Source organism: Cylindrospermum sp. FACHB-282 (assembly GCF_014697195.1).
Lineage (GTDB): Bacteria > Cyanobacteriota > Cyanobacteriia > Cyanobacteriales > Nostocaceae > Cylindrospermum.
Window position 1 is genome coordinate 21161 of sequence record NZ_JACJRJ010000029.1, and the last position, 23114, is coordinate 44274.

Here is a 23114-nt window from a genome sequence, read left to right on the forward strand (position 1 = left end):
GTACAATCCTAGATTTTTCTCTCTGTAAAAATAATACACTAGCCTGAGTCCAACCGACATTTCGCAGATTGGCGATCGCATTCAGTAATTTCCCCAGTTTCAGCCCCCTTCTCTTGGACGACCACGAGGTTTAGCTTTGGGAATTAGAGGTTCAATTAACTCGAATTGAGCGATTGTCAAGTTACTAGTGGTCTAGCACAACTTTGCTGGGTTTGTAGTCAGCGCTGAAGCGCTCAAGGCAAGGACTAAAGTCCTGACTACGAACTTATTCTAAAGGCAAAACATCGTGAAAGTATTGGTAGTCAACATAGCGATGTCCATCAGGTGTTTGGTGCATAATATCGACAAATTGATGGTTCCACAAAATCTCATCAGCACCGTAGCTATGACGGGCATGAACCACCTGTGAAACCGTTTCATCAATGCCACTAACCGAGGCTATAAGCATAGTATTTGTCTGAATCAGTGACTCTGGTGTCATTCCATAAAGCGGACTAGATTGATCAATAACATGCATCACTGACCAGCTTAGGGTGAAGCTAGGTGTTTGGTTCCTCAGCAGCTTGAGGTCATAAATTCTGCGCATAAACTGCCCTTCTGCCGTTACTTCATCGCGCATCAAATACAGTCGCATCTGTGCCTCCAAAATCATATTCCGGCGCTGGTTAGCAGTGCGAAATGTGAGAGTGGGCATTCCCTCATAAACTGTAATCAGCGTTACACGGCTAAAAATTACCCGGGCTGTTGGTCGGGAAAAACGGGCAAACGCTAGCCCCGTTAACATCGCAATTCCCATCACGCCGATCATCGCTTCAATCGTGACAATAATATTGGCGTAAGTTGTTTTCGGATACATCGCACCATAGCCGATGGATGCCAAAGTTTGCACACTGAAAAAAAAGGCATCTAAAAAAGAACCTGGTCGGGCATTGGCAATACAATCTCCTCCTACCCAGTAAGCCAAGGCAAAAACGGCATTTATAGTCACATAAAAAATACAAATGAGGCAGAGAAAGCCAGACCAAGGAAGAGTCAGCAGCAAATGGTAGGGATCACGCCAGTAGGAATACCATGCACCCATCCCCATAATCTCTAACTGTCCATTGTGGATTTTAATGTGAACTCGTGAGAGGGGACGCACTCGTTGCTTCCTTAAAAGTCTCTTCGGTCGAAATTTCATTGAGAGTAGCCAAAAGAACGGCGAATGGTAGGATGACTAAAGTTGAAAAGTCGTTGTTTTCAGTTCTAGTTACAGTTGCACAGTAAAAACCTAATGGTTATATACCGCTGATGAATCGAAATTTCTGGATTATCGCTTTAATTGCTTTTATTAATTCTCTCAGTTTTACGATTTTAATTCCCATTATCTATCTTTATGGCAAACAATTTGGTCTGGATGATTTCCACACGAGTTTGTTATTTTCCATGTACTCCATAGCTCAGTTTTTTGCTACTCCTGTTATTGGTAAACTCTCTGACCGCTTTGGACGCAAGCCTTTACTGATTATCAGTTTGGCTGGGACTGTAGTTGCTAACTTGATAGCGGGAACAGCGACAACCGCAAGTGTTCTCTTTTTCGGTCGATTCCTCGATGGCATCACCGGTGGAAATGCTTCTGTGGCTCAAGCGGTTATTTCCGATATCACTGATGCGAAAGACCGGGCTCAGGGGTTTGGGACTTATGGTGCAGCAATGGGTTTAGGCTTCGTACTAGGGCCCGTCACAAGTTTGCTGGCACAGCAGATTTCTTTGGGTACTGCATTTTTAGTTTCAGGTGCAGTTGCACTTTTAGGATTGTTAATTACAATTTTGTACTTACCAGAAACTCTACAAAATAGGGCGGAGAAGGCCAAAAATATCTTTGATTTAGGCTTAGAAAACTTAATCACAGGTTTGGTAATGCCGAAAGTAGGTATCCTGATTATTCTGAACTTTTTTATGGGCACTACTTTTACAATGTTCACTTTTGCCTTCCAACCATACTATATTCATGTTTTAAATCAAAATAGTCAGTCTTTAACACTATTGTTTCTCGCGTTTGGCATCATTGCTGTAGTGATGCAGACTTGGGGAGTGGGAATTCTGACTCAAAAAATTAATCTGGTGAATATATTATTTTTAGGTATATTCTTCCGCAGTCTATCATTTATGTTAATGCCAGTTTGGCCCAGTATTACTTATTTTCTGGCAGTCAGCATATTGTTTTCACTGTTTAATTCTCTGGTGCAACCGATGATTAGCACGCTAATTTCTTTGAACGCTAAACCCCAAGATCAAGGAACTGCAATGGGGTTGAATGCATCTTATTTAAGTATTTCCAATGGGATTGGGCCTGTGATTGCGGGAATGATCGTTAGTCAATCAAATCCTCAGACTTATGCCTATCCTTTATATTTAGCGGGATTGCTGACTTTTGGAGTATTGTTTTTAGCGATCGCCACTCGCAAAAGATATACGCCTCAAGCTCAAGTAAGTTAATTCAAAAATCTCAAAATCATCATAAAAAAGTAGGCTGGGTAATGTCCAACCTACAAATAACTTATTTTTTAATTTTGAATTGTTTAACTTGCCGGTTTTGGTTTTTGACCTTTAGAACAGCGGTTAAACCATTCCTGATATTTTTGCTGGTGTGACTCATCATCAACATGAATTGTAACTCTCACCTGCTTACATCCATGATTATGTTCTAGGGCGATGGCATTTAAAAGTAAACTAGCAATTTTAGGTGAGCTAAATTCACCACTTACTGTTAAAGCACCGTCAAAACTGGCAATTTCCCATCCATTCCCTTCGGTCAACGCAATACCAGTAATTTCTCCTTGACCTAAATCAATTTCTGCAAGTTGTTGGTGTTTTGGGCTGACTTGTTCTACAATCAATTTCTCACGCCGGACAGGAACTTGTACCATCTTAGTTTCGATTTCTTTGCGAACAACCACCTCACCAACTTTATGTTTACGACTGTCAATAACTAGCCTTTCTTCTAGTAGACGAATAGTATTTTCTTCGGCAATTTCTGATAATGTTTCTGACTCACTTGGGATAATTGCCGTTTGATTAGATTGCTCAGTTGAACTTACTAATAATTGCTGTTCATCTGGCTTTGCTGTTTCTAAATATTCAGGCATATACTCTATTTCTGATTTTTCTAGGTCTATGAAAACAGATTTTTTGGGGTTGTCAATCTTTGTGATTCTCTGGCTCCGCAAGCGGAATAATGGGTGTCTATCGACAACTTGTTGATTGACCTGTTTAGATATCACTAAATTTAGCTGGCGATTAGCATCGACAATTAAATCCTGAACTTTGCCTATTTGCTGATTTTGCCTATCAATCACGGCAAAATTTCTAACTTTGTCTTTCAAGCTTTTTAGCAAGGTACTAATGCGAATTGTCTGGCTTGCTTCTCCAATTTTATTTGCCATTTTTTTGGCTATGGGTATGCAGAATTTATGAAGTAACTTTTGTCAATCTGAGTCTATCTAGATTAATGATATTAATCCTATTACTGATTTACCAAAACAGGTAAGGCTAATTAACAAGCCTCACCTGTACTGTATTCAATTAATCAACATCTGGTAAACATGGTAAATATGCCATGTTTTTCGACTTGGGGATTTTTACAAAAATCTACTAGTTAATTATGTGAGTTAGCGTTGCTCACGTGGAAGACCGGAAGTATCCACATCCAACTCTTCGCGGCGGACGGTTTCTTGAGTTTCAACTGTCTCTTGATCAACGACTTTTGAGACTCTAATTTCTTCACGGACAAAGGCTTCTTTGCGAATTTCAGGTGTTTCTTCGTGGATTTCTACACGAGCAACTTCGCCTTCCTGGAAATTAGCTTCGCGAGAAGAAACAGTTTGACCAGCATCTGTTGGCGTTACACGCTCAATTACAACTCGTTCTCTTTCTACTGGTACTGCAACCCGTGCAGTTTCAGTTTCAACGTGCTTACCGATCGCCACTTCTCCAGTTTTCTGGCGTCGTTTATTGGCAATTAAACGTTCTTCATACAATTTCAGAGTTTGATGATTTTGTTCATTTAACCCGTACAAAGAAGGCTCTTGTTCGTAACTGTAGCGATCGCGATCGTAGGTGGGTGCAGTCGTTGGCTGATAAGTTCTCCCTTCTACCGGTACTGGTGTTTCTACGGCACTTGATGCTTCTACAGGTCGCGTTTGATCTAGCGGATGGCGATATACCCCGCGCACTCGTTCCTCATAGTCATAATCAACCGCTAGGCGTTCATTAAATTCAGGTAAATCTTCTGCTTGCTCCCTCGTCAAGCCAATGGTGTAAATGCGGCCAGCCGGATAATCAACGCGGATACGACCAATTGGTAACAACACTTTCTTACCGAAAATCCAGAAGCCTAAGTCAACGATCAGATAGCGAAAATGACCTTCTTCGTCAACTAAAACATCAGTAACTGTGCCAATTTTTTCGTCTGTGTTTTCTGTGTAAACACTAAGTCCCTTAATGTCTTTACCTTCAAAACTATCCCGGTATTGGGGGTCAAAATCTGCTAATTTGTGAAGTACCATATTATTCTGCCTCAAAGAAAGATTCCCTTACATTTCTCCTATCTCCTAGAATAGGAAATTATTGATGGCTCTTCATCTTTCTCACGACTGAATTCACTCAATAACTAATAATCAAAAGTTAGAGCTATTTTAGATTCACTGCATCTAAAAAATCATCGGCAGTGTAGCTCAATAAAGTTTAGTTAAAGTCTTATACATCAACCTGGGTCGTTGAAGTCAAGCTACCCAAGCTAACATCACTAATATTTTGTTAGGTAAAACCCAAGACAAAACCCAACTACAATTAATTTTTCTAACTGAAGTTTATTACACTATAGCAATCCTATTTGATTTGTGAACAGTTTTTTTTAAACGAACCGCCAAGACGCCCGCGCGCAGCGTTCGCGAAGCGTGCCGTAGGCTCTTGCCCAAAGGGCTGTAGAACGCCAAGGGAAAGAGAATAATCAGAGAGGTTGCAAGTTTCACAAATGATTTAGGATTGCTATATGTCTAGCAAACTATGATTACTTATAGCAATTATGCAGACAGGGAGAAAAATCAACCCTGCCTGTACTATATCTTCAACCAATGTCTTCGCCATCTACTTAAATCGGTTCTTGTTTTCTCACATCAGTTTCATGAAAATGAATATCACCGGCAGTATTGACATCTAACTCTTCTCGACGAATGGTATCTTGTGCTTCTACCATGTCTCGATCTATGACTTTCCTGACTCGGACTTCTTCGCGTACAAACGCTTCTTTATGAATATCAGGCGTTTCTTCATACACTTCTATGCGTGCTACTTCCCCTTCTTCAAACTTAAGTTCCTTGGGATCAACAAATGTTCCTGTTGCTGTAGCAGGAACTCGCTCAATGACAACACGTTCTTTTTGAATAGGTATTCCCACCCGTGCAACTTCCGTTTCAATGTGCTTACTAACTGCAACTTCTCCGGTTTTAACGCGGTGCTTGCTAGCAATTAATCGTTCTTCATACAGTCGGAGAGTTTGATGATATTGTTCATTCAAATCATATAAAGCTGGTTCTTGCTGGTAAGTGTAGGTTTGCCGATCAAAAGTTATATCACTCGTGGGTGAACGAAAGACATAGCGTACCTTTTCTTCATAATTTTCATCAAGGATTGTATCTTGTTGGTACTCAGGCAAATTTTCTAGCTGCTGTCTGCTCAGTTGGTTAATATAAACACGTTTGGCAGGGTAGTTGATGCGAGTAAGACCAATTGGTATTAATATGGTTTTACTAACATTATTTACATTGGCGTTAATTACTAAATATCGAAAACGGCCGTTTTCGTCAACTAGAGCATCAACAACTGAGCCAACTCTTTCATCTCCCTGATTGCATACTAATAAACTTTTAACGTCGTCACCACCAAAGGTTTCCCGGTAGTTGGGGTCAAATTCTTCGAGCTTATGAAGAGACATAGGTTTTAACTTCTTGAGAATATCTTATTCACTAGCTAGCGTAATATTTATTTTCCTTGTTGCCCTCTGGCTGACGACTGAACTAAAGTGAGAGACTGTATAGTCTAGAGAACATACTTTATCAGGCAAATAACAGGAATTATGAGCTAATTTGATTGCCGATTTATATCCTTCTCAAGTTATATATCAACTTTTATTTTTACCAAAAATCAGACTCTGGTAAGATGCTGTCCAAAACAAAAATTTTCAACTTCTTAGGACTTACCCATTGGCAAAAAATGGTAAATATTCATTGAAGCTCCTATAGATTGTGCGTTAGGGAACGCACACTACTAGCGTGACAAGGCTAAAATAGTGCAATAGATTTTCGGTCTTTGTTTTTGTTCAATCAAGTTTCGAGCATTTTTCTAAAGCAACATTTAAGGCGTGTCACGCCACTACGGGTAGGATGGGAAAAGAGACGCATCCAAATCTTAGACTTACCCCTGGGAATTGGTCTTATGAGGTTGATGCTCCCACTAGCTGTCTGATTTGAGATTTCACTGCTTCGACAATGGCATCGGCGTCAATTTTGGCAGCATGGAGCAGTTCTTCTGGGGTGCCTGAAGTGGGCATATCGCGGACTGCTAGTTTAATGAGTCGTAGTTGCGGGCCGTTGTAGGGGGGAGAAGTACTATTACCAGCAAAGGCATCCAGCACTGCTGCGCCTAATCCGCCTTCTATCCAATGGTCTTCAACGACTACTAAATTACCGTTGGTATCTGCTGCGGCTTGATGCAGTGTTTGCACATCAATGGGTTTGACAGAGTAGGCGTCAATGACGCGCACGGCGATGCCTTCGTTATTTAAGCGATCGCTTGCTTTGATGGCTTCATGCAAGGTCACACCAGCAGCAATTACCGTGGCTTGATCTCTCTGGGAACTGCGGATAACTTTGCTGCTACCAATGGGAAATTGTTCTTGGGCATCATAGATCACATTTGTGCTTTCTCTGGTGGTGCGGAGGTAGACAACGCCATCGCGATCGCACATTAATTCCACTAATTTCGCCGTCTGATTAGCATCACTTGGATAGAGTACAGTACTATTCCACACCGCTCGCAAGGCTGCTAAATCCTCCAGTCCCATCTGTGACGGGCCATCCTGACCAATGGAGACCCCTGCATGGGAACCCACTAATTTAATGTTGGCACGAGATATGGCAGCCATCCGCACAAAGTCATAAGCACGAGTTAAGAAAGCGGCGAAGGTGGAGGCGAAGGGTTTGTATTGTCGCACCTGCAACCCTACCGCCGCTGCTACCATTTGCTGTTCGGCAATGTACATTTCAAAGTAGCGCTCAGGATAGACTTCGGCAAAATCTTCGGCGTAAGTGGAATTGCTCACCTCGGCGTCGAGGACAACTACATCGGGACGAGCGGCTCCTAATTCTTTGATGGCGTCACCGTAGGCTCGGCGTGTCGCTACCTTTGTGCCTTTGTTATAGGTGGGAATTTGCAGGGGTTGAGGATGACTGAGGGTCGCCTGTTGCTCTTGTTCGTCGGGTTTATCTACTTGGATAGTAATGTTGCGCTTACCACCTAATTCGGCGATCGCCTGTTGCTCTTCTTTCGGTTTCAGGGCTTTGCCATGCCAACCACCTAAATCTTCTAAAGCCTCCACACCTTTACCTTTCTTCGTCCGGGCGATAATTACCGTCGGGCGATCATTGACGGCTAAAGCGGCACTATAAGCCTGATCAATCTCCGTCAAGTTGTGACCATCAATCTCAATCGCTTGCCAGCCAAAGGCTCTAGCACGGTTAGCATAAGTTTGTGTGTTCCAGCCTAATTCAGTTTGACCACGCTGACCGAGGCGATTAACATCGATAATGGCGATTAAATTATCTAAGTTATAGTGTGCAGCATGATCAAACGCTTCCCAAACTGACCCTTCGGTGGTTTCACTATCGCCCATTAATACCCAGATATTATAGGAAAGTTGATCTAAATATTTACCTGCCAGAGCTACTCCCACACCAATGGGTAATCCTTGTCCTAAAGAGCCTGTTGCCACATCAACCCAAGGTAAAACCGGTGTGGGATGACCTTCTAGACGGCTGCCATACTGCCGCAACGACAGCAACTCCTGGTCAGAAATCAACCCCATAGCTTGATACATCCCATAGAGAACCGGTGCAGCGTGTCCTTTAGAGAGAATGAAGCGATCGTTATGGGGATTATCTGGATTATTGAAGTCGTAGCGGAGATATTTAGCCACTAAAACCGCCATCAAATCGGCAGGGGACATGGATGAGGTCGGATGGCCTGAACCAGCGGCGGTTGTGGCGCGAATACTATTAACACGCAACTGTTGTGCCAGTTCATGCCATTGGTGTAGTTGCTCCTGTGTGGTCATGGTTATTTTCCTAAATGAAAATCTTGGGTATTGGGTATTGGGGTGAGACTTTTTCAATAATGCTTTTTTGTCTCGCTAACGCCCGGCTTCTCTAAGAGAAGCGCTTTCACCAAGGCGGAGCGGAATTAAAACTTAAAAATTAAAACTTAAAAAGTAATACAGCGTCAGCTTTTCAGACATTGGGAAGGGTAGGTTAACTTACGCCCCAGTAGTGTACTAGATTGTTTAGCGAGTTATTACACTCTTCTTGGGTTTACTCTAGAAAGTTAAATTAATAAATACTTCTTTCTAATGGAATAACTAGCCCTTCTTTCTCAGGGTATACAGACATCTGCATGATTATTTTTTTATATCAATTAATAATCAAAAAAAATTGTCCCAATTATTAATTTATGGCAACAAAATGGGAAGCGCCAGAAAAGAAAAGTTTAAGTTTCACTTCATATAATTTAAACTTAATCTCAATCTTGAGAGAGAGTTATTTGGCAAAAATGCATAACAAAATTATCAAAAGATAGAATAAAAATTCAGGAATGTCTGATTCTCTAGATGCCTACTTGGCCACTTGCCTCTGAATAACCAGAATCTACCTAATGAGTTTTTCCATCACAAAATTGATAAATTTTTGCCCCCTACGTTCTACTTCTTGCCTTTTGACAACAATAAAATTTTTACTGGCAAAAAAAGGTTTAGCTGTAATACTTGCTTCTGTAAATAACTTCTTAATTTTTAAACACCTCGCCTTTAATTCAATTCTATTTTGGCATTTTGTTGATGTTATGAGTTTACCTACTGAAGAATTCCCACTTCCGAAGCGATCGCCTACCCCTAAGGCAATTCAAGAAATTCCCGCGAATGGGGCTGTTACTAAGGATTCATTAATTGCTAAGGGTTTGCAAAAAGAGCAGTATTTTGGTATTGCTCTTCTTTTTGCAGGTTTAATTGCTGTTGTCGGATTTTTCAGCCGCCGATTTGAATATGCATTGGTGTTTGCTATTGCCCTCAGCATCATCTTAATTGTGTTTTTTCTCACTGTTTAAAATTTGGACTTTATTCAAAACTTAGCGGTATCAGCAGCACACCGTGACAAGGGTGGTATACACCTACCAGATATCCAGAAGTCTTTGCTGGCGGTGATTGTGCCACGGACTGCCCAAGTAGCTGATCACTAGGGTGCGGCGATCGCATATAATTTAACACCTGCTAGACACCCTGCTGCCGTCCTCGGTGTTCTCCCAGCGCAAAAACTACTGCAAATATTGGGGGATGAGCAGCAAAGAAGTCATCAATCTTGAATCTGTAAGGTGATTTAGCTGTGTGTAACGCACAACTTTAAAAATGCTGGAATACTGATTTCAGCATTTTTATCAACCCTTCTAATTAAACATACTTAAATTTCATATTGTTATCACCTAAGATATGGTATTGATATTTAAGACAAATTCACCATGATTTTGTCACCAATCTGATCCACCCTAGCCTTATTTATCCGGGGTTTAGGGTAACAGTGATGTGCAAAATTTTTCCTGGGAGCAAATTGAGTGTGAGGCAGTCAGTAACCCAGCCCTAAAGACACGCTCGTTTCCCCCATCCCACGAGGTCTTATGACTACTTCTGAAACGGCTAATCTTGAGCAGGCAAACCAGAGAGACATTTCCTATAGCATTGAAAAACCATCTTCTACATCGGATCAAAATATGTTGTATACCTTGAAGTTTATCGAGTATTTTTTAGCGGCTGCTTTTGTCAGCGCCAGCATGATTATTTATGTCTTTTCAGAAAATAAAGATTATGTAATTGCTGGGGCAGTCTCTCTAACTATTCTGATTTTTTTGTTTCTCTTCAATCGGCAATTGTTTCAAAACTATCAAAATGCGGTTAATCGCTCTGAACTTACTAAAAAAGCTGAACTCTATACTTATTTATTGAGCAGCAATAACTCCTTGTTGGAACAAAATTCACTCATTCCCGCCAGACAAAAGGCTTTGCAATATTCCCAAGATTTAATTGACGACTATAAAAAGGTGCGGAATGTATCGAGAAACCTTTATTATGGTTTACAAATTTCAACCGTGGTTTTATCGGGAGTCACACCAATTTTAGTTTTGGTAGACAAATTAGAAGCAGGACAAGCTTGGCTGAAGTGGCTCCCTGTTATTTGTCCGGCTGCTGCTTCGATAGTCGCCAGTATAGTTACCTCTTTCCCTTTTCAGAAAAATTCTCTTGCTGCTAATACAGCGGTTGAATTGCTAGAGGCTGAACAAGAAAAATTTATTTTGGGAGTAACTCCGCTTTATCGTTGCTATGATGTGATTGATGAAACAGAACAGCAACAAAAGGCAAGTCAAGCCATAGAACAATTTATCATGCAAGTGAATAATATTCACCTCCAGTTAGTGAAACAAACAACTGATTCACCAGCAGAGAAGAAAGAGAAGAAAGAGCCAGACTCATCAGAGCAGTCTAAGTCAGAGCAAAGTTAAATTAATGATGCAAAATCGCCATTTGCTGGGATTGATTTGTTAATCTAAATGAGCAATCAGTTGGTCTCAGGTTTCTGCCATCTGGCGATTTAGATAAGGAAGGCTTGAGCCATAAAAATGTTAATTGCTGTGGCTGATATCCCATTCTTTTGTCTCAACGGTGGGAGGTGTGACAAACAGCCGACGGTAAAACCAATTGATACTCAAGAAAATCAAACTCACCAAACTTAGCAGTAGGACAGCAAAAATTGTCCCATAAGCGTGAGAGTGCCATAAAAAGCGCTGTAGGTAAGTTTTACTTAGTTGCACCAGCCTCCACAAGGGGGCTAAATTGGCATTTTGGGAATCATGAAGATTGATTTCTAGGGATGCTGCTATGTCCGACTGTGCAGTTGTCATCTTAATTAGCCCTTATTAATTTTTAATCTACGGTAATTCGATAAGCTTTGTGATGTATATAAACAATATCTCATAGCTTGGTTGAATAAGCAAGCTTGAATCCAAATTGCTTGTGCTGTGTCACCCTTGTAGTTAAGGTGTCAGAGCCTTTTGGTTACAAGTTAGTTAAAAATGTCTGATCAAGTTTGGTTATCACAGTTGCAACAACACCGAGCGATCGCTGTTATCCGTGGGACTAAAATGGAAATAGGGGAGCAAATGGCTTTAGCTGTAGCATCTGGGGGAATGCAGCTGATTGAAATTACCTGGAATAGCGATCGCCCCGGAGAATTAATCAGTCAACTCCGCGCCAAATTACCCACCTGTATAATTGGAACTGGGACGTTGTTTAATGTACAGCAGTTGCAAGATGCGATCGCCGCTGGGGCGCAATTCCTCTTCACACCCCATGTTGACGGAGAAATGATCCAAGCCGCAGTAGCGAAAAATGTTCCCATCATCCCCGGTGCACTCACACCCACAGAAATTATCACCGCCTATAATCAAGGTGCCAGCTGTGTAAAAGTGTTTCCTGTGCAAGCGATGGGAGGGAGTAGCTATATTCAAAGCCTACAAGGGCCCATGGGACACATTCCCTTAATTCCCACTGGAGGTGTGACGCCGGATAATGCGAAACAATTTTTACAAGCAGGTGCGATCGCCGTTGGTTTGAGTGGGCAATTATTTCCCCAAAAATCAGTAACAGAAAGAAACTGGGATGCGATCGCTAAACAGGCAAGAAATCTGATCAAAAAGTTAGATTAGTTACGATAGAATCATCAAAAACTCTGGCTATTACTGTCATAGGCAGAGAAGCCGACGAGCTAAAACTCCCTTATTTATCGGTGTCTACCATGAAAAGCCAAACTTATCCTGACTGGATGCATCACTTAAAAATACTCATCGCTGGTGCAGCAGTCTCCTTGAGTGTTGCTAGTCCAGTATCGGGTGAAGTTTGGGCAAATTCCCCCAACGAAAACATTAAACAAACTATTGAGACACTACAAAAATCTGATCAACGCTGGATTCAGATTGATCTCTCAAAACAAAAATTAATCGCTTGGGAAGGTAGCAAACCTGTTTATGCTATTTACATTTCTTCAGGTAAAAAATCCACCCCCACTCGCCTTGGTACTTTTAAGATTCAATCCAAATTCAAAACTACCCGAATGCGGGGTAGGGACTATGACGTTCCCAATGTCCCCCATGCGATGTTTTACCAAGGCAACTACGGTATTCACGGGGCTTACTGGCATAACAAATTTGGCACGCCAGTAAGTCACGGCTGTGTGAATCTCGCCCCAAATCACGCCAAATGGCTATTTACATGGGCATCAGTAGGAACAGATGTAGTCATTGAGAACTAGCCAAGAAAACAGAATTTAGTGGAAATCGCTCCAGGATGGAAGCGGGAAATAAACAGCAATGTCCAGCCTTGTATAAGTTCGGATTGGATATATCGAGCCAGGCAAGATGATTGGACTGATGGCGATTTGAGAATTTTGGTAATACTGACATCTGGCACCTTGGTCAAAAACTGGGTTTCTTGAAAATTTTTGAAGCTGAAACCCTTAATTTTTGGTTGAGAAACCTAGTTTATTAGGTCTTGTTGAGAATGGTGCAAGATTTAAGTAATACCAAAAAATCAATTATCTGGTATTCGTAGGATGGATTAACAACTGCGCAACGCACCCTAGATGTTAGATATTTTTTTTACTAGAAATTATCCAATCTAATATCCTTCCAAATATCAGAAACCTGCCAGCCTGTATTCCCAACGGATAAGACTACAGGATTATAGTTGGGTTCTTCTTCATACTCTACATCCAGTTCAAGCTGTTCCTCAACTGTTAGTTCGAGGCTATTAATAGTATCAGCTTGAAAATGTGACTCTATTGACTCCGCTGTTGTTTTTGTGTTCTGAATCAGAAGCTTGTCGGCTTTTTTGATAAGTTTCATATCTTTTTAAAGTTTTATGATTTGCACATTAAGGGACGATTTGCATCAATACAGATGGTAAATATACTACAATATCGCAAATAAAGATACTATAGACAGGAGAATGATTAATTTATCATTGCAATTAGAAATCCTTATAGCGATTAAGAGTTACGTGAGGTACAGATAATATTTTGAAACGCAAAGGGACGCAAAGTAAAGCGCAGAGGTACGCAGAGATTTGTACCTCAGCAGACTAGGAAACGCTATATTCTCAACAGACTGTCACTATTGCGGTGAATAGTTGCCGGAATTAGCAGCACAAAACTTGAAATAATATATATAGGACTTACGCAACTGGCATGGCTTTGCACTCTTGGTCAGACTCGATAATTCGGTAATCATCAACAAATTTTCGATATCTGACGCACCCTACAATCTTACATTGAGTGTGACACGCAGCTTTAGTCCTAATATAGACAGAGAGGGCATTTAGAATCTCCTGCCCCCGGTGAAAACGACCCAAACCCTGGTGAATCCTGCGTAAAATTCCAACTTTCAATATTAACTCTCAGTAAATTCCTCATTTACTTGGGGTTAATGGCGCTTAATAATTACTAATAACGCCAAAACCAAGCCGGATAAAATAGGTGAAGCAGCTGGGTATCAGTAGACAATTGTGAAGACTGTTAACCGTTAACTACTCCATCCAACCCAACGGCAAACTAAAAGTTGAGTCGCAAAACAACAAGGTGATTGCATCATGCAAACCTGGATTCGCAGCGGTTTAATACGTTGCTCTGGAACTTTCTGTACGGGTGCACTGATGCTAGCAAATTTGCTGTCTTGGTCGCCACCAATTGCAGCTGACCCCTACGCTGCTACAGCTAACGCCGCGTCAGTAAACAACAACAGCAAAACTGTATCTAAGACCAGACAAAGTGGACTATCTCGTAGGATTGAAATTGATCTGTCTGAGCAACGTGTACGTGCATGGGAAGGCAAAAAGCTTGTTTATTCCTTCCGAACTTCCACGGGCAAAAGCTCGACCCCTACACCCGTAGGTAAGTATCGGATTAATTCTAAATATCGCACTAACAGAATGCGCGGCAGGGGTTACGATATTCCTGATGTCCCTTACGCCATGTATTTCTATAAAGGCTATGCCATTCATGGTGCTTACTGGCATAAGCGTTTTGGGACTCCAGTTAGTCACGGTTGCGTGAATTTGCCAGTCCAGCAAGCCCGTAAGCTTTACAATTGGACACAAATGGGGACTTTAGTAGTAGTGCGTCCCTAGGTCAGATTGCACTTTGATGGCTGTAGAGATGGAAATAATAGCGTCTCTACTAGCTATATAAAATAGGAAATAGGATTTGCGATCGCAACATGATTAAACTCGACCAGTTTTTAAAGTTAATGGGTGTAGCCCCCAGCGGAGGGCAAGCTAAACTGATGATTGTTGATGGTGATGTCAAAGTTAATGGCACGGTTGAAATTAGACGAGGAAGGAAATTAGTATCAGGCGACCAAGTAACAGTTGAAGGGCAAACTTTTGAGGTGGGAGACTTAAACAGTAAATAGTAGTGATAGTTCCCCATATTTAACTCAACTGAGCCACAAGTTGATTTTCTAATAGGGTATTATTGGTCAATAAATCCTCAACGGTGATGCGTAAAAAGCGTTGTTCATCAACTTGAAACAGGATTTTAATGCGATCGCTTCCCGGATATCCAGGAGGGGTAAGTTGGGCAATGGTTCGCGCCCCTTCTTGATCATTGAGAGGTTTGACGGTTGTGACATCATTATCTATCCGGCGAGTAATTAGGCGATCGCCATCAAAATAAACTTCGGTGCTGCTGGTCTCGGCCCCCAATTCCCCCATAATTAACTCAATGCTGGGCTGATTTTCCAAAGAAGCCCCTAAAACTAAATCCACTGCTTGACTCATGGGGTAAGCTTGTCCAGCTTGAATAATTGGGTGCCAGTTGTGGCGTCCTTTGCGGCGATCCCAATAGCGAACACCATAACTATGATAGAGAAAGTCTTTGATTTCTAACCCTTGGGCCAGTTGCAGAGCACCTTGGGCGATCGCTTCAAAAGGACGTTGACAACGGATTTTTTCTGGTTCAAAGTACTGTTTTATCCATGTCTGCACGGCGGGTAGTTGTACGGTACCACCAACTAACAAAACTGCATTAATATCAGCCAATTCTATCCCTTGCCGTCGTGCTTGCTGCAATAGAGATGTCATCGAATCATCCAATAACTCAAAAAACCCATGTTCTTTGAGGATATTTTCTAAAGTTTCGCGGGTTAATTCTAGTTCATAACTTTCAAATGTTTGATCGTCGAAATAAACTTCACTGGCTTGGCTTTGGGTAGATAGCTGAATTTTCAACCGTTCTGCTAGTCGCGTTGTGAGGGAACTTACCGCCAGCCCTTGAGTTTTAGCAAAGTAATCTACTAACCAGTTATCAATATCCGTACCGCCTAAATTTTGCCCAGCTTTCGCCAGAACACGGGCGGTTTTTACCTTTTGCTTAGAGTCTTCAGCGAGGGATTTGTTACCCCACTTGAGCAGAAATCCTAAAGGCTTGGTAGTCCCTTGCATAGATTGATCTAAGCGCACGAGGGATAAATCCAAAGTACCGCCGCCAAAGTCAATCACCAACAGCATTTCTTGATTTGCCAAACCATAACCCAAAGCGGCTGCGGTGGGTTCATCCAGCATCCGCACCTGTTCCACCCTTAGGGATTGACAAACTTTGCCTAACCAGTGGCGATAAGCTTCAAAACTGTCTACAGGTACGGTTAAAACTAGAGAATCTATCCCCCCTTGCTGAGGTGCTAATTCCTCAATTACCTTGGTGAGGAACCATTGCCCTACTTGCTCAAAGGTGACGATTTGCCCATCTAGTTCTGGTAAAAAACCTTGGATATCTGCACCAATACCCCGTTTGAAGCTGCGGAAAAATCGGGTTTCGCCTTTGAGGTCAAGACCGCGATCGCGCACTTGTTGCCCTACTAGTACTTTACCCTGAGTTGCTTCTTCCACATAAAGCAAACTGGGAATCAGTGGCGGATTCAGACTTTGTTGAATTGATAAACCAGGTAAATTAATGGTTTCTGCCTGCTGGGTGACGGGATTCCAGCGGGCTATGACTGTGTTGCTAGTACCAAAATCAATTGCGATCGCCATCTTTTATTTTTTATTATTCTGCATTAACTACCAAGAGTGCAAATTTCCCAGTAGACAGGAGGCTTCTTCCTCTCGAAGGCTGGCAATATCTGAGTTTAGCCGATATGGAAAGGTTGCTGTTTGAAATATCTATGTCTTATGGTGTATTATTTTTTTAAATAAATTTTTGTATACTTTATTGGTGGTTAAGACAGAAAAGTGCTTTAGCCCCATGGTGAGAAGTTAAATATTCAAGTCATCGCCTTCCCCCAAAGGCGACAGAAACAAGAGTGAAAGATCAACATCTTGAGATGTGCCTTTAGGTAGTGAAGTCAAGTAATTAAAATATTTATTAATATAAATGTCATTTCAGGGTCAGGAGTTAAAAAATTTCTCAGTTGATTGATTGCTAGATTCTTGACTAAAGGAGCAGAAGATCATGAACAACCAACAACCATCAGACTCTCAAGAATTCGTGGGAAATCTCAAGAATGGCATCTGGCTGTTTGGTATCTCGTCTTGGCTATTTGGCATCACTGATCGCAGTATTGCTTCCTTTGCAGATGGTTATCTATCGGCGTTGGATCTGATGCAACTATTTACAGCGGGGACTTTCTTTGTGGCCTGGCTATTTTTGAAGCCGAAATCCAGCAATTGAGCAATTCAAAATGCCAAAACTAACTAAGAAACTTTGGCGTTGCTGAATCAAAGTATGAAATGCCAAAAATACCCTTCTTTTTCTTCGTACCTTTGAGCCTTTGCGCCTCTGCGCGAAACAAATTCATATTCTCAATCAGCAACGCCGAAACTTTTAACAGATAAGATTGGTCAGGTATATAAAATTATCCGCATACCTGCCCATGCCTCCTTCTGTTCAAGGCGTTCCCGGATTACCTGATTTAACACATCCGGTAGAGTTAGTGCAATTTGGTACTCAGGCTCTCCAAGGTTCACTGTTATTAGTCTTTTTAGTAATAGCTTTAGGAATTGCGATCGCACTCATGAGTTTTTCTCTGGGGCGCAATAAATCAGAACAGCTGATCTTCTTTGGCCAATGGGCGCTGCATTACTCCCAGCTTTTGCGGGGCTTACAGCATTTAGCCCTGATATTAGTTCTTGTAGTACCGGGATTTTTTCTCTGTTCAACTTTGAGCAACCGTTACCACCATTGGGAACAAGCCAAAGTAACTCAAGTGACTGAAAGTGTTGCTGGTGACAAACTTGAACAAATTGCGCCACAGGTGCGCTACATTGCCCAAGAGCCATACACCTATACTACTCAAGTTAAAGACAAAATAGTTCAGGTAAATTCCACCCAAAAAGTCACCCGCTTCCTCACCCTAGCTGGTTCGCAGATTCAGGTAAAGCTTAACCAAAGCGTAGATGTCAAAGGACGTAGCGCCATTTATGGCGTAGACTACACCGCCGACTACAAAGTTGTAAATAAACTAACAGATATTAATAGTTTTTTCTTTGAAGCACCGCCACCCAACGGTTACTCTTTACTGGAAAGCTATAAAGTAGAGCGTGACAAAACCAGGTTACAACAAACTAATCCAGGTGACTATGGCTTTCCCTTCCGCTTGCAATCTGGAGAAGAAACCACCTTTAGGGTTACTTATCGGGCCCAAGGGGGGCCGCGCTGGGTTTATAGTGCTGGGGGACAGTTGCTGTCTAACTTTCGCCTGTTAGCAATTGCTAGCTTTAGCCCTGTGGATTTTGCCAGTGGTGTTATCCCTAATGAGATTAAAGTTGATGACAGCAGCACTCAATTTACTTGGAAATTTGAGGATAATGTTTCTGTCAAAAATCCCTTTGGCGTGTTTACCAACAGCCAACCCATTGCGAAAACTGGCATCTTTCCCCGGTTGTTATTGCTAACACCAGCTTTATTTTTGTGGTGGATATTATTGCTATATTTATCATTACCAATGAGTTTAAAAAATGTAGCGATCGCAGCTGGCATTTTCTTTGCTTGCTTGCTGACCTTAACCTATTTGGGACGGTTAATCAATGCCCAGCTTGCTTGGGGTATGATTTCCCTAATCTTACTAGCCTTAACTTATGGCTTAGGTTCAACCCGTCAGGCTTCTCTAGCTGCGATAGTTTGTACCATCGCTGGGGCGGTGCTACCAGTGTTTGGCTTATTAGTACCATTTAGCGGTCTTACCCTAAGTTTAGCGGGTTTGCTTTCAGCCGTTTGGCTGGCGGTACGTCATTGGTATAGTTGGTATGGATTGCCATCAGAAAAACCTTAACTTATATCTTGCACCTAGCCCTGGCGATTAGAAATCGCGGCTATACAAACCAAGTCCGCCTACGCGGACTAACCCAAAATCAAAACACATCTCTTGTTGAAGCTGGATCTGCCAATTAAAAATTTTTATATGCAAGATGGTTTTCAAGATTTTTTAATTCGTGATTGGGAAGAAAGCGATCGCACCACAGCCGCCGCCGTGATTAATTCAGTATTATCAGAGTATGGTTTAGGTTGGGAACCAGAGGGTGCTGACCGAGATGTGCTGCAAGTAGAAGAATGTTACTTAGCAACAGGCGGCGAATTTTGGGTAATTGAACATCGAAATCAGGTAGTAGGTACAGGGGCATACTACCCCATACATCGGGGAGAAAAAGCTGTAGAAATCCGTAAAATGTATCTTTTACCGAGTGTTAGGGGCTTAGGATTGGGAAAATATTTGTTACAACAGCTAGAAATAGCGATCGCCCTTCGTGGTTTTCGAGAAATTTGGATTGAAACCGCCAGTGTATTAGCCGAAGCCGTCAAGCTGTATGAAAGCAACGGCTATAAACCAGCCACAGGTGTAGAAACAGCAAGATGCGATCGCGTTTATCTTAAGCTACTTGGGGAGTTTAATTAAAGTCAGCCAAAATTGGATCACTTTAAAGAAACCCCTTCCAATTCCTCATCTGTCAAATCATACAACTGACGCAATTTATCTAACTTATCTTGATCAGTTTGCCAAAAACCGCGCCCATGGGCTTCTAACATTCTGCCGACAATATTTCGGAAAGCTTCAGGATTTGCCTTGCGTAACCTTTCCGCCATATCTGCATCTAAAGCATAAGTATCTGCCGCTTGGTCATATACCCAATCATCAGTAAAATCCGCAGTTCCACCCCAACCAATTAACGCCGTCATCCGTTGGGAAATTTCAAAAGCACCACCAGAACCTTGATTAGCCATTGCATCGGCCCATTTGGGATTTAGCAACTTAGTGCGGTATTCCATCCGGAGCAAATCATCTAAATTACGGGGTGTAGTGTCCTTAGAGAAACTTTCCACAAAGCTAGTTGTCACCTTTTTACCGCTTTGTTTTTCGGCTGCCTTCTTCAAACCCCCCGTATTGGCGTAATATTCCTGAATATCAGTTAACCCATATTCTACCGAGTCAATTTCTTGAACAATGCGATCGCTAGTCCTCAACAATGTCTGCAAAACTTCCGGTCTAGCTTGGCCCTTATCCTCCCTACCATAGCTAAAAACATTGCGACCTTGCCAAGTATTCCCCAACTCCTCCCCAGACTCCCAATTACCATCCACAACCCGATCATTTACCAAAGAACCAAAATCACCCGCAGGATTAGAAAACAACCGCGCCGATGAATTTTCAACCCCTTGGGACTTCAAAGCCAAAGCGTGTTTTCTAATAAAATTTTCATCTTCTGACTCATCAGCAGCAGCAGCCCGTTGAAACAAATCATCCAACAACTCAATAACATTAACAAAACTATCCCGAAAAATTCCCGACAGATTCCCCAACACATCAATCCGGGGATGTCCCACATCAGAAAGAGATTTCAACTCATATCTAACAATTCTACCAGTCCCCTCCTTAACAGGTGCAGCCCCCACCAACTCCAAAAGAATACCTAAAGACTCACCCTTAGTTTTAATCGCATCCAAACCCCATAACAAAACCGCCACAGTTTCCGGATATTTCCCATGTTCCTGCAAATGCTGAGAAATAATCTTTCGTCCAATTTCCCTACCCCTTTCAAAAGCCGCAGGCGAAGGCATTCGATAAGGATCTAAAGCGTGAATATTCCGCCCAGTAGGCAAAACACCAGCCCCATCCCGCAACAAATCACCACCAGGCGCCGGAAGAATAAACTCCCCATTCAAACCCCGCAAAAGATTAGTTAACTCATCAGTACACTGCATCAACAAATCCCTAATTTCCCCTTCCTCCTCTTGGCGTTCTTGGCGTCTTGGCGGTTCATTCTCCTCCCCAAAATAAGCATCCAAATACCCCGCCAACTCCTCCTCATTCGGCGCTTCACCCAAAATATGTAACCCAGAAGAAAACAAACGACCTTCTAGAACTTGCAGATACTCATACAACTTCACCAGATAATGCTCAAAAGCATGACCACTAAACAACCGCACATTTTCCGGACTAAAAGCAATCCCCAAACGTTGAGCATCCTCAAACGGGCAATCAACATCTAAACCAGTATCAACAATCTTCTTACAAATCCCCTCCTTCAACAGATAATTCTTTTGAGGATCTTCGCGATATTCAGCAATTAAATCCCTTAAAGCCACCAACTCCTTATATAAACCTGCACGACCATAAGGAGGGACATTGTGAGAAATTAACACCCCATAACCGCGACGCTTTGCCAAAATAGACTCAGAAGGATTATTTGCCGCATATATATAGAGATTAGGCAAATTTCCTAACAGAATATCCGACCAAGAATAACCAGTATTACCCAACGGTGAACCCGGCAACCATTCCACAGTTCCATGCATACCAAAATGAACTACAGCATCAGCTTGAAAGTCATTTTGTAGCCATTTATAAAAAGCAGCGTATTGAGGATGGGGAGTTAAATCTCTTTCAAACATCAAGCGCATCGGGTCGCCTTGTATCCCCAAAGGTGGTTGTACACCTATCCAGATATTTCCTAACTGCACACCGCCAATATTAAATTGATCATCATAAGTTTTAATACCCGTTCCCGTCAGAGATTTCCATTGTTTTTCGATCCGGGAAGTGAAGAGATATCCTAACCATTTTTCTAATGTACGCGCTTTAATGGTATTTGTATTATCTATTAACCGAGCCGCCTGTTCTACCAGAGGATTAACTTCATCTGCTTCTTTAACACGGCGAATTAATTCTTCCCCATCATCAGGAATATCGCCGACAGTATAACCTTGGTCTTTGAGTGCATGAAGAAGTTTGATCAGACTGCGGGGAACATTCAATAATGCCGCAGTACCTACAGCGCCATAACCGGGGGGAAACCCATATAAAATAATAGAAATTTTGCGTTCTGATACAGGCTTTTGCCGTAAAGAAACCCAGCTTTTGACTCTACCAATTAATCTTTCTACCCGTTCAGGAACTAAATAAATTTGTTCACCCACCAAACCGCCGAGGGGAATAGTATCAATTGCCCCGTCTAGTTCTGGTAAAGCATACAATACTACACTTTGCAGCCCGCCGATACCTTGGCGTGTCCATGAATAAATATCTTGAATTAGCAGCGGTGCGGCGATGATGTAGGGTACATTTTTAGCAGTGAGGATGCGCTTGGCAACTTCTATTTGCCGTCCTGCTTCCATTGAACCTGCTGGGCCACCGACTAAAGGAAAGCCGATGGTAGAAACTATGGCATCTACTTTAATGGCTTCATTGGAGAGTGAAGGAGTTTGAATATTACCTTGTTGTCGTTGTTGAATTTCGTAGTCCGTTGTCATCCAATCGCGTACTGCAACGTGTCCTTCTACGCCGTTGATGAAAATGGGTAAGGGGATTAATCCGGCTGTTTCAAAATAGCGAATTAGTTGAGGAATATAGGGTAGTTTGGTAATAACGTGTTTGCGATAAAGAAGAATGCCAATAATTGGTTTTTGTCTGGTATTTTCCACCGACTTTCGTGACGCCTGTGTTCCGGTGTACCATTCTAAATAGTCGCGGGGGGATGTAAAAAACCCTTGATAGTCGGGATGGAGTAATCCCATGTTGGGGGTTTCGACTGGTGGGGGAATGTCGCCGATTTTTAACTTTAGGTATTTTTCTGCTAGTGTCCAGAATAATGAGGCTACGTTTTCTGGCCCGCCTGCATTCCAGTAACCATAGATAATTAACCAGTTCCGTAAGTCTTGGACTTTTTGCACTGGCACAAATTTTAGGAGTTTGGGGCCGATTTTTAAGAAGCTGATATAACCGGCGAGTTTGTCTTCTTCTCTACCGTTGCTAAATTTGTCGAGGATGAATTTAACTGGTTTAGGCATTCCTGTGGGTTTGTCGCCGATGGCGAAATCACCCAGTTTGGTTAAACTCATCAATTCTAAGGCTGACTCAAAAATGAGGCGGATGGGGACTTGGGTGAGGCGCTGACGCAACCACATAACTTGGTCATAATCAAACAGCAAGCTACCGAAAAACACATCTGCGTGATCTAGGGCCGCTTCTACCTCGATCCCCTTGGTGGTAATATCGCGATCGCTAAACACCCGAATATCCAACTCCGGACAGCGAGATTTAGCCACAAAAGCTGCTTTCCTGTACAAGTCAGCGTTGAACGATTCAAATCCAGCAATCAAGACGATACGTTTCATGTCCTTAGTCTAAGAAATATTTCTTTACCTCGATCTTAAACCTGCTTTTGGTCTGATGGGGGAATATCTACCTACAGTTTGATCTGGGAAATTCGTCCACAGGCGTTA

At 42.1% G+C, this 23114-nt stretch carries 20 protein-coding genes; 11 read left to right on the forward strand and 9 right to left on the reverse strand.

The genetic code is table 11. The annotated features are described in order from the left end of the window. Positions 1-265: 265 nt before the first annotated feature. Complete coding sequence (locus H6G32_RS15795; protein WP_190459921.1) at positions 266-1180, reverse strand: ion channel; 915 nt, start codon at positions 1178-1180, stop codon at positions 266-268. A 110-nt stretch (positions 1181-1290) separates the two neighbouring features. Here H6G32_RS15795 and H6G32_RS15800 point away from each other — a divergent pair, with 110 nt between their 5' ends. Then, complete coding sequence (locus H6G32_RS15800; protein WP_190459922.1) at positions 1291-2478, forward strand: MFS transporter; 1188 nt, start codon at positions 1291-1293, stop codon at positions 2476-2478. 83 nt (positions 2479-2561) lie between these two features. Here H6G32_RS15800 and H6G32_RS15805 read toward each other — a convergent pair whose 3' ends face one another. From H6G32_RS15805 to H6G32_RS15820, 4 genes are all read right to left on the reverse strand, one after another. After that, on the reverse strand, positions 2562-3425 hold the full coding sequence (locus H6G32_RS15805) for a YsnF/AvaK domain-containing protein (protein WP_190459924.1): 864 nt from the start codon (positions 3423-3425) through the stop codon (positions 2562-2564). Positions 3426-3650: 225 nt separating this feature from the next. Continuing rightward, positions 3651-4547: a DUF2382 domain-containing protein gene (locus tag H6G32_RS15810; protein WP_190459936.1), complete on the reverse strand. Its 897-nt coding sequence runs from the start codon at positions 4545-4547 to the stop codon at positions 3651-3653. A 584-nt stretch (positions 4548-5131) separates the two neighbouring features. Further along, positions 5132-5974, reverse strand: a complete 843-nt coding sequence (locus tag H6G32_RS15815; protein WP_190459938.1) for a DUF2382 domain-containing protein — start codon at positions 5972-5974, stop codon at positions 5132-5134. A gap of 498 nt (positions 5975-6472) precedes the next feature. Further along, positions 6473-8371 carry a transketolase gene (locus H6G32_RS15820; RefSeq protein ID WP_190459940.1) on the reverse strand — a complete coding sequence of 633 codons (1899 nt, stop codon included), beginning with the start codon at positions 8369-8371 and terminating at the stop codon, positions 6473-6475. 779 nt (positions 8372-9150) lie between these two features. Here H6G32_RS15820 and H6G32_RS15825 point away from each other — a divergent pair. From H6G32_RS15825 to H6G32_RS15830, 3 genes are all read left to right on the forward strand, one after another. Continuing rightward, positions 9151-9411: a hypothetical protein gene (locus tag H6G32_RS15825; RefSeq protein WP_190459943.1), complete on the forward strand. Its 261-nt coding sequence runs from the start codon at positions 9151-9153 to the stop codon at positions 9409-9411. A 3-nt stretch (positions 9412-9414) separates the two neighbouring features. Next, positions 9415-9543: a hypothetical protein gene (locus tag H6G32_RS27120; protein ID WP_255502427.1), complete on the forward strand. Its 129-nt coding sequence runs from the start codon at positions 9415-9417 to the stop codon at positions 9541-9543. A 432-nt stretch (positions 9544-9975) separates the two neighbouring features. Then, positions 9976-10854 carry a DUF4231 domain-containing protein gene (locus H6G32_RS15830; RefSeq protein ID WP_190459945.1) on the forward strand — a complete coding sequence of 293 codons (879 nt, stop codon included), beginning with the start codon at positions 9976-9978 and terminating at the stop codon, positions 10852-10854. Between the two features lie 120 nt (positions 10855-10974). Here H6G32_RS15830 and H6G32_RS15835 read toward each other — a convergent pair whose 3' ends face one another. Beyond that, positions 10975-11253, reverse strand: coding sequence for a hypothetical protein (locus tag H6G32_RS15835; RefSeq protein WP_190459947.1), 279 nt, complete (start codon positions 11251-11253; stop codon positions 10975-10977). Positions 11254-11424: 171 nt separating this feature from the next. On the opposite strand from H6G32_RS15835, the gene H6G32_RS15840 reads away from it, so the two are divergent. Together H6G32_RS15840 and H6G32_RS15845 are read left to right on the forward strand one after the other, a co-directional pair. Then, positions 11425-12057, forward strand: a complete 633-nt coding sequence (locus tag H6G32_RS15840; RefSeq protein WP_190459950.1) for a bifunctional 4-hydroxy-2-oxoglutarate aldolase/2-dehydro-3-deoxy-phosphogluconate aldolase — start codon at positions 11425-11427, stop codon at positions 12055-12057. 89 nt (positions 12058-12146) lie between these two features. Further along, complete coding sequence (locus H6G32_RS15845; protein WP_190459952.1) at positions 12147-12659, forward strand: L,D-transpeptidase; 513 nt, start codon at positions 12147-12149, stop codon at positions 12657-12659. Positions 12660-13008: 349 nt separating this feature from the next. Here the strand turns inward: H6G32_RS15845 and H6G32_RS15850 are convergent, their stop codons facing one another. Then, the gene (locus tag H6G32_RS15850) at positions 13009-13251 is read right to left on the reverse strand and encodes a hypothetical protein (RefSeq protein ID WP_190459953.1); all 243 of its coding nucleotides are present in this window, start codon (positions 13249-13251) and stop codon (positions 13009-13011) included. A gap of 742 nt (positions 13252-13993) precedes the next feature. Here H6G32_RS15850 and H6G32_RS15855 point away from each other — a divergent pair. After that, the gene (locus H6G32_RS15855; RefSeq protein WP_190459955.1) at positions 13994-14530 is read left to right on the forward strand and encodes a L,D-transpeptidase; all 537 of its coding nucleotides are present in this window, start codon (positions 13994-13996) and stop codon (positions 14528-14530) included. 89 nt (positions 14531-14619) lie between these two features. Next, entirely contained in the window at positions 14620-14814 is a 195-nt protein-coding gene (locus tag H6G32_RS15860; protein ID WP_190459957.1) for an RNA-binding S4 domain-containing protein, read from the forward strand. Positions 14815-14833: 19 nt separating this feature from the next. On the opposite strand, the gene H6G32_RS15865 is transcribed toward H6G32_RS15860, so the two are convergent. Beyond that, positions 14834-16432: an Hsp70 family protein gene (locus tag H6G32_RS15865; protein WP_190459958.1), complete on the reverse strand. Its 1599-nt coding sequence runs from the start codon at positions 16430-16432 to the stop codon at positions 14834-14836. A 418-nt stretch (positions 16433-16850) separates the two neighbouring features. On the opposite strand from H6G32_RS15865, the gene H6G32_RS15870 reads away from it, so the two are divergent. From H6G32_RS15870 to H6G32_RS15880, 3 genes are all read left to right on the forward strand, one after another. Continuing rightward, positions 16851-17069 carry a hypothetical protein gene (locus tag H6G32_RS15870; protein ID WP_190459960.1) on the forward strand — a complete coding sequence of 73 codons (219 nt, stop codon included), beginning with the start codon at positions 16851-16853 and terminating at the stop codon, positions 17067-17069. Positions 17070-17271: 202 nt separating this feature from the next. Continuing rightward, positions 17272-18669 carry a hypothetical protein gene (locus H6G32_RS15875; protein WP_190459962.1) on the forward strand — a complete coding sequence of 466 codons (1398 nt, stop codon included), beginning with the start codon at positions 17272-17274 and terminating at the stop codon, positions 18667-18669. 129 nt (positions 18670-18798) lie between these two features. Then, the gene (locus H6G32_RS15880) at positions 18799-19290 is read left to right on the forward strand and encodes a GNAT family N-acetyltransferase (protein ID WP_190459964.1); all 492 of its coding nucleotides are present in this window, start codon (positions 18799-18801) and stop codon (positions 19288-19290) included. Between the two features lie 17 nt (positions 19291-19307). On the opposite strand, the gene bchH is transcribed toward H6G32_RS15880, so the two are convergent. After that, the gene (bchH, locus tag H6G32_RS15885; RefSeq protein ID WP_190459966.1) at positions 19308-23006 is read right to left on the reverse strand and encodes a magnesium chelatase subunit H; all 3699 of its coding nucleotides are present in this window, start codon (positions 23004-23006) and stop codon (positions 19308-19310) included. Between the last annotated feature and the right edge of the window lie 108 nt (positions 23007-23114).